This window comes from Spirosoma panaciterrae DSM 21099 (genome assembly GCF_000374025.1).
In the GTDB taxonomy this organism is placed as follows: Bacteria; Bacteroidota; Bacteroidia; order Cytophagales; family Spirosomataceae; genus Spirosoma; species Spirosoma panaciterrae.
On sequence record NZ_KB893239.1, the window covers coordinates 155087 to 168837 of the forward strand.

Below are 13751 nucleotides of genomic sequence, written 5' to 3' on the forward strand. Positions count from 1 at the left end.
GCATGAACAAACGCACCCGGCAAGTTAGTTACTTCTTGTCCAGTCAGTATTTTTCTGATGGGTTGCGCACTACGCTCTCTATTTTGCTGCCTTCGTTGCTGTTCATGCAGTTTGGCCAGTTACAGACGGGCCTGGCTATGTCGCTGGGTGCATTGAATGTCAGCATAAGCGATGCCCCAGGTCCGGTTGCCCATCGACGGAATGGCATGACCGTTACCGTTCTTTTTGCCTTTCTGGTGACGCTCATCACGGGTTTTGCCCGGATGAATGCGTATGTATTGGGAGTCGAAATTCTGCTGTTCAGCTTTTTCTTTTCCATGCTGGGGATTTACGGCAATCGGGCTACTTCGGTCGGAACGGCTGCCGTACTGATCATGATTCTGATGCTCGACCGCCCACTCGACGCGGCCGGGGTTATCCACGAAAGCCTCTGTGTGCTTATCGGTGGACTATGGTATACGGGCATCAGCTTATTGGCCACCCGATTACAACCCTACCGTCTGGCGCAACAGGCACTCGGCCAGTGCATTCATGAGATGGCTAAACTCATGGCCATCAAAGCCGATTTCTATACCATTTCGACCGATCTGGATGATAACTATCGACGGCTTATTACGCAGCAGGTAGTGGTCAGTGAAAAGCAGGATGCGGTTCGGGAAGTATTGTTCAAAAGTCGTCGTATTGTAGCGGAATCAACCCGAACGGGTCGGTTGCTTTTGCTTACGTTCGTAGATGTAGTTGACCTGTACGAACAGATTACGGCCATGTATTACGATTACGGTGCCATTCGCGAACGGTTCGGCGGTTCGGGGATACTGGAGAAGATTGCCCGGCTCATTCGGCATTTATCCGTTTCGCTCGATCATATTGGGTTAGCCATTCAGTCGCCGGTGCCGCTCCCTATGCATCAGGCCGACGATATGACCCTCGCGCTGGATCGGTTAAAACGACGAATCGATTCGCTGGGCGATCAGGAAGGGAGTACACTGGTTCTAAAAAAAGTGCTGGTCAGCCTGCGGAATGTCAGTCAGCGGCTGTCAACCTTACAAAACAACCTGGCCATGCCCGTTATTGACCCTGTCCAGGCCGACAATATGGAATATGGCCGTTTTGTGTCGCACCAGGAAATTGACCTCAAATCGTTTCGGGATAACCTGACGTTCGACTCGGCCGTTTTCCGCCATGCAGTACGCCTTTCGCTGGCGATGTTGATTGGCTTCGTGCTGACCAAGCTCCTCCCCTATGGCCACCATAGCTACTGGGTACTGCTGACAATAGCGGTGATTCTAAAACCGGCTTTTAGCCTGACCAAACAGCGTAACATCGAACGGATTATCGGCACACTGGTGGGGGGGCTGATGGGGGTGCTGGTACTGACCCTTTTTTCTGACAAAACCGTTCACTTCTGGTTCATGGTGTTGTTTATGCTGGGCACCTACAGCACCCAGCGAACCTATTACATCGTGATGGTGATCTGCGTCACTCCGTTTGTACTCATTCTGTTCAGCTTCTTGGGCGTCAGTCATTTAGGGGTAGCCGAAGAACGATTATTTGATACGCTTCTGGGCGGCACAATTGCCCTGATAGCCGGGTATCTGCTTTTTCCGCAGTGGGAATCGGACCAGCTTCTGAAACCGATGAAAGCCGTACTAAAAGCCAACATTCGGTATATTCAACTCCTGCTCGATAGCCTGTCGGGACGCCAGCTTGCGCTGGTCGATTACAAACTAGCCCGAAAAGAGGTGTATGTAACCTCGGCCAACCTGGGCTCTGCTTTTGAGCGAATGCTTTCGGAACCTAAACACAAACAACGTAACGAAAAGCTGATCTACGAATTTGTTGTGCTAAATCATGTGCTGTCGGCCAATGTCGCTACTATCACTTCCACACAACTCAATGGAGAGCCCAAAACATACCCAGCTCCCGTACTACGTCCGGTCAAACGTGCGCTGTATACTTTAACAGAAAGCCTGCGTCGTTTAGATTCTGCCGAAGCCAAACCCATTACGGATTCTGTTGCTCAGGAATCGCTATCGTCCACTTCTTCGATGAACGACACGTCCCTTCAGGAGCAACTCAACTTTATTCAGCAAATCAGCAGTGATATTGGTAAGCTTGTCGAACGAGCTGAACGATAGCCATCTTTTCGACAGGCGTGTTGTGGAAAACGTCTTAAGCCGATTACGAAATCAAAAACGGTTGCGGACTAAAACAGATCACGAAGATCAGAAGGGCAACCCATCCGAGTATCTGCCGCTTCAGATCAAGCGGTTCTTCCAATTCCGTTTCAGGGTGATAGACCCCCAAAAACCGTCCTAGTACAAACACAAACACCGTAAAGCCAAAATAGCCATTTACGGCTGGCATCATCCATGAAACGATCAACTGGCCTACCACAACGCTAAGCGTAATCAGCAGATTGGTGGTGCGATTATCGCTGATACGCCCAAAGGCCAGATACAAAAAGATAATATACAAAGCGAAATTGCCCAATTGTGAGAAGAATGCTTCGTCGGTGGGTACAGCAAAATCGGCGGGTTTGAAGGCTCCCAATCCCGCATAAAAAGCAAATCCAATAAATAACGTAGGGGCTACCCATTGGAAACGCTTGCGCCCAATGAGGGCATACAAAATGTGTCCTCCGTCCAGTTGGCCAATTGGAATGAGGTTAAGCGAGGTAAAAAACAACGCCAGATACCCCGCCAGTATATACGGGTAGTGTACCATTTCGTAAGGGTGGGGTACACGGGCAGGGTCGGCAACATAGGTTTTGAAAAAATGGAACAACAGGTTATCACCTAATCCTATAGCAGCCCCTTCGGGTAAGTTCTGATAGGCATACAACCCGTAGTCGAGCCCCCATTTCTGGTATTCAGGATGGATCGTAAAAATAAATTCAGGAGGGGGCAAATGTGTGAAACCGTACCATAGCACAACCAGTGCCAATACAAATCCGGCCAGTGGGCCCGCAATCCCAATATCAAAGTATTTCCGACGGCTATTGATGTAATCCTGAATCCGAATGAAAGCGCCCAACGTACCAATGCTCTGCCCAATACCGATCCAGAGTGGGATGTAAAAAGGTAACGTCACCCGTACACGATTGGCTTTGGCCGTAAAGTAATGACCGAACTCATGAACGGTCAGAATAGCCAGAAACGGTATCGAAAACTGAAACCCAGCCAGAAACTCATCCCAGCCTAGCGAAGGCATGCCTTCAGACGGAATAAAAAACCGCCCAAACATCCATTCGGCTCCCGCCAGGGTGGTGGTAATGAGGGTGATCAAAAAAAGACCTCCGTGCAGGAGGTAGGTACGGGTGCGAGGGCTCATGCTTATTTATGTAGGATGTATGATATAGGATACATTATACATCCTACATCATACATGACCTGTTATACATCATATATCCCTTAAGTAGTCAAGGATTGTTTTCGGTGGCTGGACCTGCACAGCCTGAATACCTAACGCAGCGGCCGCTTTGATGTTGGCCCCATTATCGTCAAAAAATGCTGTTTCGGTAGCCTCAAGCCCTGCTTCAGATAATACAAACTGGTAAATATCGGGCGACGGTTTAGCCATGCCCACTTCGTATGAATAAAATACCCGTTCAAAAAGATCTTCCAGCGTTGGCTGATTCAGGCTAGCCAACACACCATTCACATGCTTGATATGAATAGGACTGGTATTGCTGAGCAGAAATAACCGATAGTCTTTCTTTAATTCCTTGATACGCTCGACACGCTCAACGGGTAGCTCCAGCAACACCGTATTCCAGGCTGTATCAATGACTTCGTCGGCCCAGCTATCATTTTTCAGCAACTGCCGAATTTGCGTCCGAAAGGCCATATCATCGATCAGGCCAGTTTCGTATCGATTGATAAAGTCGTGCTGTTTCCAAATGGCCCAGACTTCATCTTCAGGCAAATTGGCCAGCATGGCAAAATTCCGAACGGGGGCCGTCAAGTCTATCGGGATGATCACATCGCCAAGGTCAAAAATCAGGTTTTTCACAAATGAATTGCTCTAGGTTCCAGATTGGCTGATTCAGAATTTCCAGGTATCAATCCAAAACAATCTATTCAACAACAACCCCCATTTCGCAGAACTTCTCAATACGTTGATTGATACGCTCTTCGGGCGAAAGGGCATTTAGTTCTTCCAGTGCCGACAGAATGACGTCTTTGAGATGGTTGGCCATGGCCTGGTGATCATTATGCGCACCGCCAACGGGTTCTTCAATAATTTCGTCGACCAGTTTGTTGAGCTGCATATCGCGGGCGGTCAGCTTCATAGCTTCGGCAGCCTGCTCTTTGAAGTTCCAGCTCCGCCACAAAATGGTTGAGCAGTTCTCCGGCGAAATCACCGAATACCAGGTATTTTCAAGCATCCACACCCGGTCACCAATGGCAATCCCGAGGGCACCGCCCGACGCCCCTTCGCCAATGACAATGCAGATGACTGGCACCGTAAGCATAAACATCTCTTTCAGGTTGCGGGCAATGGCTTCACCCTGACCGCGCTCTTCAGCTTCCAGCCCCGGAAAGGCTCCCGGTGTATCGATCATGGTGATGATCGGCTTGTTGAACTTTTCGGCCAGTTTCATCAGTCGTAGGGCTTTCCGATAGCCTTCAGGGTTTGGCATACCAAAATTGCGGTGCTGGCGCTGCTTCGTATTTCGCCCTTTCTGCTGACCGATGATCATGACCGTCTGACCACCCAGCTCACAAAAACCACCCACCATTGCCGGATCGTCGCGAACCGTACGGTCGCCATGCAATTCAATAAACTGATCGCACATGAGCGAAATATAGTCAAGCGTATACGGACGATCAGGGTGCCGTGAGAGTTGGACCCGTTGCCAGCGCGTCAGATTCTGGAAAATCTCCTGCCGAAGCTTATCGATACTTTGTTCCAGAATAGCCACCGCTTCACTCACGTCCACGTTGCTGCTCTGAGCCAGTTTTTTCGTTTCTTCCAGCCGCGCTTCGAGGTCGGCAATGGGTTTTTCAAAATCAAGATAAGTTCTCATGAAGTAGTTTTTAGAAGCGAGGAGTTAGGAGCGAGGAGCAAGCATGCGGACGCATCAGAAAAAAATAAGCGCCAGCATGCTCACTCCTTGCTCCTAACACCTCACTACTTATAATTCATAGGTTTCGCCTTTTTTCGGAATAACCACCTGTGGATACCCTTCTTCGGCCAGTGTGTCGCGAAAGGACTCCATGCTCTCAAATTCACCATGAACCAGGAAAATCGACTTGAGCGTGTCGGGCGATTGCATTCCGACAAAATCAATTAGATCATTGCGGTCGCCATGACCACTAAACACATCTATTTTCTCAATGTTTGCCAGCACCTGATGGTCTTTACCTTTGATACTCAGGGTTTGCTGACCATTCAACAGCCGCCAGCCGAGCGTCCCTTCGGCGCAATACCCAATAATCAGGATTGTAGCATACGGGTTACTGATATTTTCGGCAACGTGGTATTCGACTCGTCCGCCCTGCACCATACCCGACGAGGAAATGATGATGCACGGTTCGTTATAATTTGAAACAGCTTTGCTGGCTTTCGACGACTCCAGAAACTGAAAATTCTCAAAGTCGAACAACGTTTCGTTTTCTTTGTAAAACTCCCGGGCTTCCGTATTCAGCATCCGCACATGCTGCATGTAAATCTTTGAACTTTCGAATGCCATAGGGCTATCCGAGAATACTTTGATGGGCGGGAAATTGCGCTCGGTATACAATCGATTCAGCGTATACAGTAAGGCCTGCGTGCGTCCTACACTGAACGAAGGAATGATGAGCCGACCCGGAATATCGATACAAGTCCGTTGAATAATATCGGCCAATGTATCTTCGGGCGAGAGGTGATTATCGTGCAGCCGGTTCCCATAGGTACTCTCGCAAATTAGATAATCGACCGGAGGCACAGGGGCCGGATCAACCAGCAGCGGATAGTTCCTGCGGCCAATATCGCCCGAAAAGCAGATACTTTTCCGAACACCCCCTTCCACTACATTAATCAGAATATGGGCAGCCCCCAGCAGGTGCCCGGCCGGAATAAACGTAACATCGACCCCATCAGCGACACGAAACTTTCGATTGAAGGAAATCGGAACTACATTTTCCATCGATTCCCGAACCTGCTTATCCAGATACAAATCTTTCTGTAGCTGCAACTGCCGTTCTTTTACCCGCTGCTTTTTACTGGCATTCAGATCGTTGATCCGCTTCTGATTCAGTGAAGCGGCATCTTTAAGCAATACATTGGTGAGCGCAAAGGTTGGCTCTGTGCACAGTATCTGCCCTTCATACCCTTCCCGAAACAGGTTAGGTAGATTTCCCGAATGGTCTACATGCGCGTGTGTGAGCAGGACCAGATTAATACTTGATGCCTCAAACGGAAAAAATCCCGGATGAGTAACGGCGGGGGCCGTCTGCCCGTTCGAACTGGATCGCTCCATATCCGAACCACAGTCAATCAGGATGCGGTAGTCATCCTCCAGTTCCAGCAGATACATACTACCCGTTACCTGCCGGGCTGCCCCCAGAAATGATAATTTCATGCGTACAACTTTAACTTACCAGTGTTCTTTCTTACGAAGGTTTGCGAAGGTGGCTTAACGTAAACTGGATGGCTCGTATTTTGTAAGTTTGCAAAGGTAAGCAATACCCATCGAATCGCCTAACCGTTCTTAAATGCGCTTTCTTCGCCTTTTTGCTCTCAAATATGCCCTTGCCGCTGCCGTTTGTCTTTTCGCTGACGTTGCTTCATTAAACGCACAACCCTCCAACAAACGACCGATTGATTCGCTGGCAACCCAACATCTGCTGGCCCAGGTAGACGCCTTTCAGGGCAGTCCGGCTACTCGATTCGGAACCGTTGCCCTGTCGGTACGGCGGGTACGGGACGGCGAAGAACTCATTGGCTACAATGCCCGGCTCAGTTTACCGTCGGCTTCTACACTCAAGCTCATCACCACAGCAACTGCACTGGCCGTACTTGGCCCAAATTTTACCTATACAACCACGCTTGAATACGACGGAATGGTTAAAGACAGTGTGCTGACTGGTAATCTTTATGTACGCGGCTCTGGTGACCCTTCTTTGGGGAGTTGGCGATTTCCGGGCTATCCCGATGTAACCACACTCCTAAAGAACTGGACCGATGCCGTCAAAGCTGCGGGTATCCGACGAATACAGGGCCTAGTGGTTGGCGATGCCAGTTTGTATGACGACATTACCACCCCCGATACCTGGCCATTTGGCGATTTAGGCAATTACTACGGAGCCAGCCTGAGCGCACTGAACATCAATGAGAATTTGTACCGCGTATTTTTCAGACCCGGCAAATCCGTACATGTCCCTGCCACCGTTCTTCGTACCGACCCTCCCGTTCCGTACATTACCTTTCGAAATACCGTTACGACCGATGCGGCTAACACGGGCGACCAGGTGAATATCTATGGCGTGCCATTTATGAATCAGCAATGGCTAACGGGCAAAGTGCCACTCGGCGAACCGGGCAATGAGTTTAGTGTAAAAGGAGCCCTGCCCGACCCGGCCTACTTTGCAGCTTATGCCCTCCAAAATCAGCTTACGCAAAACAACATTACCGTCAGCAATCCTCCCCTTTCACTGGGTGGTGGCTTACCAACCACCATCCCCGTTAGTGCGAAACGAACCATTATCAATCAGTATAAGTCGCCCACTCTGCCCCTATTGATCCAGCAAACCAATTTTCAGAGTATAAATCTTTATGCCGAAGCGTTATTAAGAACCACAGCCTTAGCCGTTAATAAACACGTACGCACTACCGAAGAAAGCCTGGAAGCGATTACTTCTTTCTGGAAAGCCAAAGGGGTTAACCTCGATGGTTTTCGCATTCGGGATGGCAGCGGTCTATCGACGGTTGGCGCACTCACGGCCGATAATATGACCGGAATTCTGAGTGCAATGGGCCGCGACAAAAACTTTCCGCAGTACTACGAAACCATACCGATCGTTGGGCAGACTGGTACCGTACGGAGCCTGGCCCGTGGAACAGCAGCTGCCGGAAATATTCGGGCAAAAAGTGGCTCCATTGAGGGCGTACGCGCGTATGCCGGGTATTTTACAGCGGCCGATGGTGAACCCATGGCCTTCTGCATTCTGGTCAATAAATTCACCCCCGGTCAAAGCCGTACCGTCACGAATGAACTGGAAAAAATCTTTGTAAGTCTGGTCGGATTGAAAGGAGCCGATTCATTGAACGCCGAAAAGCGTGAAAAATAAGCAGGCGGCCGCCTTTTTCACACGTTAGAAATTTTCGGGGTGCTCACAGAACGTCACAATGCTGAACCAATACTGGCCAATGGCCTTCGTAACCTCACTCAGACGTTGAAAGGTTGAAGGCTTGGTAATGAAGCTATTGGCACCGTTAAAATACGATGTTTCAATATCCTCCTTGGCATCGGAGGTGGTCAGAACAATAATTGGAATGTGCCGGAACTGATCGCTTGACTTGATCTCACGCAGCACCTCACGACCATCTTTTCGAGGCATATTCAAGTCCAGCAGAATCAGCTCAGGAATTGAATGAGTTGCCCCGGTATACCGGCCGCTATAGTTCAGAAAGTCCAGCAAATCTTCTCCGTCTTCAGCAAACGAAATACGACTGGCTGGGTAATGCTGATGAAAAGCTTCACGTGTTAAATAACGATCGTCTTCGTCGTCATCGACCAGCAGTATATGAATAGGTTTCGGCTGAAGTTGGTCTGTCATAATGTTGTAGTAATTGGCTTTCTGGTAAGACAACCACAAATGTGGTTCCCTCGTTTGGTTGACTCCGTGCTGTAATAAAGCCGTGATGACGCATAACAACCCGTTTACAAATGGCTAGCCCGATGCCAGTCCCTTCGAACGCCGTTTTGCCATGCAATCGTTGAAAAACTTTAAAGATGTGATCTAAATATTTCTCCTCAAACCCGATTCCATTGTCTTCAATGGTAATTTCAAAATAAGGTCTGCCCGGAATTAGTTCATTGTACGCATCCCCACGAACGGGCTGGGCTCGAATCCGGAGCAGCGGCCGAACGTCGGACCTGGTAAATTTAAGCGCATTCGAAATTAAATTGTTAAAAAGATGGTCCATTTGACTGGGAACGGCCTGAATAGTAGGCAACTCACCCACATCAAGCTGTACATCCATCCCTTTGATCCGCAACTCCTGGTCGTCGAGAATCCGCTGCACTATATCGGCCAGGGATACCGCTTTAAATCCTTCCTGATGATTCGATATCCGCGAGAAATTTAATAAATCCTTGATCAGCTTCGACATGCGCTCGGCCGAGTGCGAAATCTTGCCCATAAACATCAGGCTGTCGGCATCGAACAAGCTGCTGTAGCGATCTGTAATCAGATTGGCAAACGACTGAATTTTTCGTAGTGGCTCCTGCAAGTCGTGACTGGCTACGAATGCAAACCGTTCCAGCTCTTCGTTTGACGTTTCAAGTTGCCGAATTTGCCCTTTCAACTGATCCTCATACTCACGGAGCTGATCTTCCGTTTCCTGACGGCGAAGCAGCTCCTGTTCCAGCAGTCGGTACGAGATAACCAACGTCATAAACGTTAGCAACGACAGGGCAAAAATTACAGTCAGTGTATTCCGAAACGAACGGACGGCCAGTTTGTTCCGCATCTCCATCAGCGACTGTTCTGTTTCGACCATCACCGACACATGCTGCCGAATGATGTTCATAAGGCGCTTGTTTTGTGCACTCACTGCCAGGTTATTTTTGTCGGCAATGCTTGTAGCGATTCGCACCTGGGTGGCCGCTAGTTTATCGTTGATTAGCTCGGCCAGCACTTGCTGACGGTGCTGCTGAAGCCGATTGTCGGTGGTTAGTCCTTCCAGCGTTTTGAGTTCAACGGGCAATTGAATCACGGCTTTCCGGTAGGGCTGCAAGTAGGAGGTATCATTGGTAATCAGGTAGCCGCGCGAGCCTGCTTCCAGATCTTTCACCATTGACAGAATCCGCTCAAGGGTGCCAGTGACCTCGTAGGTATGCCGAACCCGTTGTGTGTCTTCGCCGTGCTTGTTATAGCTGTAAAACGATATAATAAACCCCGACGCAATCAGTACCATAGCTACAATGAATCCCAGGGCTATTCGCCGGTTCATAAGTCTGGGACCAAACTGTGGTGCAATCTTCATAACGTCTGAATGCTCGTACAGCAAATGTAAGGAATGGGATCAATCAAAGTGAAACAATTAACATATTACAATATACCCTCAAGCCTATTGTCTTGTTTCGCTTGCTCCACAACGTTAATGAGTCTGTATTCCTTATAACGATTCAACCACCAAATTATGGTTTGTATAAATACATACGTCGGCGGCAATATGCAGACTTTCCCGAACCATCTCTTCAGCCGACAGGTCGGATGCATGTTTTTTCAGCGCAATAGCTGCCGATTGAGCATACATTCCGCCTGAACCAATAGCCGCAATATCAGTGTCGGGTTCGATCACATCGCCCGTACCCGATACGATGAGCAGATCATCTTTGGAGGCCACAATGAGCATGGCTTCAAGTTTTCGCAGATAGCGGTCTGTCCGCCAGTCTTTGGCCAGTTCAATAGCTGCCCGTTTGAGATTACCTCCGTACGCATTTAATTTCTCTTCAAAGCGTTCAATCAACGTAAAGGCATCGGCGGTTGACCCGGCAAAGCCAGCCAGCACTTTCCCCCCCATCAGTACCCGAACTTTTCGAACATTACTCTTGGCAATGGTATTTCCCATCGTAGCCTGTCCATCGGCACCCAGGGCCACATGGCCATTGTGCCGAATACCAACTACGGTTGTTGCATGAATTGTAGGCTGCATAAATTAAATTGTATTGGTGGGTATAACACGGGTAAGGCGGTTTAGGGTTCACACTCCTTGCCCCCTGCGCATCACTCTTCCGAAAACGGGATGGAGCGGTTTATACTCTCTTCAAGAGAGATGAATGTTTCTGTTCGCTGCACCCCGCTCACTTTCTGGATTTTATCATGCAGGACTTCACGCAGGTGCTGCGTATCGCGACAAACGATCTTGGCGAAGATGCTATAAATCCCCGTGGTATAATGCACATTGACGACTTCAGGAATTTTTTCCAGTTGCCTCGATACGTCTTCGTACAATGAACTTTTATCTAAATAGATACCCAGAAAGGCGCTAATATCCCATCCCAACCTGGCGTGATCGATCACCAGTTGTGATCCCCGAACAATACCCATCTTCCGAAGCTTGTTCATCCGCACATGTACCGTCCCGCCCGATACGAAGATTCGTTTCCCTATTTCGGTATACGGCATGTTGGCGTCCTGCATCAATAAACTCAGGATTTTCAGATCGGTATTATCAATTTCTAAATTTTTTTCCGCCATTTCAATCAATTTTTTGATGAAGTGCAACAAATCTACTTCATTTTTAAACGAATTATAAATTTTAAGAAAATTTTATGTGAAATTTGCAACAAATATGATCTATTGCTTAACTTTGCAATGTCAAGTTGATCGAGCGGGGTCAGCACGCCGGTCTTCTTGACATTTTTTCCTCACACTGTAGGATGTCGAAATTGGCAGACGTGCCCTCCTGTCTCGGGGGTGGTGATAAAGGATAAACGCAGCATAATGCCGCCCTTGTGGCGACTGGGGTTGACCACCAGAGATTGTACTGTAGCTAACTGCACCGTGGGCGGTTCGAGTCCCCCTCCTACAGCATTTGGTTTTTAGTTTGTTGATGAAGTGTAATTGAACACGCCGGCTCCTGGATGAGACCGGCGTTTGTTTTTTATGCGTATTTTTGCCGTTTAAAAAGGTAATTTGAGAGATGTAGGTTGGGATTTACTACTGGCTGATGTGCGAATAGCTGCCGAATCCACCAACTTTATCCTTCAAACACCAAACATCAAACAGGATTTTCCTACGTGAAACACATCCGTAATTTTTGCATTATTGCTCATATCGACCACGGTAAAAGTACCCTGGCCGACCGCTTGTTAGAATTTACCAAGACCGTAGGTGCCCGTGATATGCAGGCCCAACTGCTCGATGATATGGATCTGGAACGAGAGCGTGGCATCACGATCAAGAGCCATGCCATCCAGATGGAGTACATGCATAAGGGGGAGTTATATACACTAAACCTGATTGATACCCCAGGGCACGTTGACTTTTCCTATGAGGTTTCACGATCCATTGCCGCTTGCGAAGGCGCCTTACTTCTGGTCGATGCATCGCAGGGAACCGAGGCCCAAACCATATCCAATCTGTATCTGGCGCTAAATAACGACCTGGTCATTATTCCTGTGCTGAACAAGATCGACCTGCCGGGAGCCATGCCTGAAGAAATTAAGGACGAGATGGTAGACCTGCTGGGTTGCGATCGGGACGACATTATTCCGGCTTCGGGTAAAGAAGGAATCGGGGTCCCAGAAATCCTGGCCGCCATTGTCGAGCGGATTCCGGCGCCAACTGGCGATCCCGACGGCGCGTTACAGGCCTTGATTTTCGATTCGCATTTCAATTCCTATCGGGGTATTGAAGTTATTTTCCGGGTCAAAAACGGACGCATTCGGAAAGGCGATAAGGTTAAGTTTATGAATACCGGCAAAGAATACATTGCCGATGAAGTAGGTACACTGGGCCTGGATCAGGTGCCTAAGCCCGTGATCGAATGTGGGGATGTAGGCTACCTCATTTCGGGTATTAAAGTCGCGAAAGAAGTTAAAGTTGGGGATACCGTCACTACCGTCGACAATCCTGCCAGTGCTGCTATTCAGGGCTTCTCGGAAGTAAAACCGATGGTATTTGCGGGTATTTATCCGGTAGAAACCAGTGAATTCGAAGATCTGCGCGATGCGATGGAGAAGCTCCAGCTCAACGATGCAGCACTGGTTTGGGAGCCCGAAACATCGGCCGCTCTGGGCTTTGGTTTCCGCTGCGGATTCCTGGGTATGCTCCATATGGAGATTGTACAGGAACGCCTGGAACGCGAATTTGACATGACGGTCATTACCACCGTGCCATCGGTGCGTTTTGAGGTCATGACCACGAAAGGACAGGAGATTCAGGTATCAGCCCCCGCCGATATGCCCGACCCCAACCTGATCGATTATATTGAGGAGCCGTTTATCCGGGCGCAGATCATTACCAAAGCAGAGTATGTGGGCGGTATTATGAGCCTCTGTATGGATAAGCGGAGTATACTTAAAAATCAGGTGTACTTAACTGCCGAACGGGTTGAACTCCAGTTCGAAATGCCACTGGCTGAGGTTGTATTCGACTTTTTCGATAAGCTCAAGACAATTTCACGCGGGTATGCCTCGCTCGACTACGAGTTCATGGACAACCGCGAATCGGACATGGTAAAGCTCGACGTTATGCTCAACGGCGATAAAGTCGATGCCCTCTCGGCCATTGTTCACCGCTCGAAGTCCTATGAGTGGGGGAAAAAACTGTGCGAAAAGCTCAAGGAATTAATCCCTCGTCAGCAATTCGAAATCGCGATTCAGGCAGCTATTGGCCAGAAAATCATTGCGCGCGAGACCCTGAGCGCCTTGCGTAAAGATGTATTGGCCAAATGTTACGGTGGGGATATTTCGCGGAAACGTAAACTGCTCGAAAAACAGAAAAAAGGGAAGAAACGTATGCGCCAGGTAGGCAACGTCGAAATCCCGCAGGAAGCGTTTATGGCCGTTTTGAAGATCAATTAATAAA

11 protein-coding genes are annotated in these 13751 nt (G+C 48.8%); 3 read left to right on the plus strand and 8 right to left on the minus strand.

From position 1 onward, the window contains the following. The first annotated feature begins 2 nt into the window (after positions 1-2). A complete protein-coding gene (locus B153_RS0131615; protein WP_020600765.1) occupies positions 3-2138 on the plus strand; it encodes an FUSC family protein in 2136 nt (711 codons plus the stop codon). A gap of 43 nt (positions 2139-2181) precedes the next feature. On the opposite strand, the gene B153_RS0131620 is transcribed toward B153_RS0131615, so the two are convergent. From B153_RS0131620 to B153_RS0131635, 4 genes are all read right to left on the minus strand, one after another. Continuing rightward, positions 2182-3333, minus strand: coding sequence for a site-2 protease family protein (locus tag B153_RS0131620; protein ID WP_020600766.1), 1152 nt, complete (start codon positions 3331-3333; stop codon positions 2182-2184). Positions 3334-3402: 69 nt separating this feature from the next. After that, on the minus strand, positions 3403-4014 hold the full coding sequence (locus tag B153_RS0131625) for an HAD family hydrolase (protein WP_020600767.1): 612 nt from the start codon (positions 4012-4014) through the stop codon (positions 3403-3405). A gap of 64 nt (positions 4015-4078) precedes the next feature. Beyond that, on the minus strand, positions 4079-5032 hold the full coding sequence (locus B153_RS0131630) for an acetyl-CoA carboxylase carboxyltransferase subunit alpha (protein WP_020600768.1): 954 nt from the start codon (positions 5030-5032) through the stop codon (positions 4079-4081). A 108-nt stretch (positions 5033-5140) separates the two neighbouring features. Beyond that, entirely contained in the window at positions 5141-6571 is a 1431-nt protein-coding gene (locus B153_RS0131635; protein ID WP_020600769.1) for an MBL fold metallo-hydrolase RNA specificity domain-containing protein, read from the minus strand. Positions 6572-6704: 133 nt separating this feature from the next. Here B153_RS0131635 and dacB point away from each other — a divergent pair, with 133 nt between their 5' ends. Continuing rightward, on the plus strand, positions 6705-8279 hold the full coding sequence (gene dacB / locus B153_RS0131640; RefSeq protein WP_020600770.1) for a D-alanyl-D-alanine carboxypeptidase/D-alanyl-D-alanine endopeptidase: 1575 nt from the start codon (positions 6705-6707) through the stop codon (positions 8277-8279). A gap of 24 nt (positions 8280-8303) precedes the next feature. Here the strand turns inward: dacB and B153_RS0131645 are convergent, their stop codons facing one another. The 4 genes from B153_RS0131645 to B153_RS0131660 all read right to left on the minus strand — a co-directional run bounded on the left by B153_RS0131645 (position 8304) and on the right by B153_RS0131660 (position 11417). Next, positions 8304-8768, minus strand: coding sequence for a response regulator (locus B153_RS0131645; RefSeq protein ID WP_020600771.1), 465 nt, complete (start codon positions 8766-8768; stop codon positions 8304-8306). Continuing rightward, the gene (locus B153_RS0131650; RefSeq protein ID WP_020600772.1) at positions 8719-10200 is read right to left on the minus strand and encodes a sensor histidine kinase; all 1482 of its coding nucleotides are present in this window, start codon (positions 10198-10200) and stop codon (positions 8719-8721) included. The genes B153_RS0131645 and B153_RS0131650 overlap by 50 nt, the downstream gene beginning before the upstream one ends. A 132-nt stretch (positions 10201-10332) precedes the next feature. Continuing rightward, the gene (gene hslV / locus B153_RS0131655) at positions 10333-10872 is read right to left on the minus strand and encodes an ATP-dependent protease subunit HslV (protein ID WP_020600773.1); all 540 of its coding nucleotides are present in this window, start codon (positions 10870-10872) and stop codon (positions 10333-10335) included. Positions 10873-10943: 71 nt separating this feature from the next. Next, positions 10944-11417, minus strand: a complete 474-nt coding sequence (locus B153_RS0131660; protein WP_026262602.1) for an Lrp/AsnC ligand binding domain-containing protein — start codon at positions 11415-11417, stop codon at positions 10944-10946. Positions 11418-11959: 542 nt separating this feature from the next. Here B153_RS0131660 and lepA point away from each other — a divergent pair. After that, positions 11960-13747, plus strand: a complete 1788-nt coding sequence (gene lepA, locus B153_RS0131665; protein ID WP_020600775.1) for a translation elongation factor 4 — start codon at positions 11960-11962, stop codon at positions 13745-13747. Positions 13748-13751: the final 4 nt, after the last annotated feature.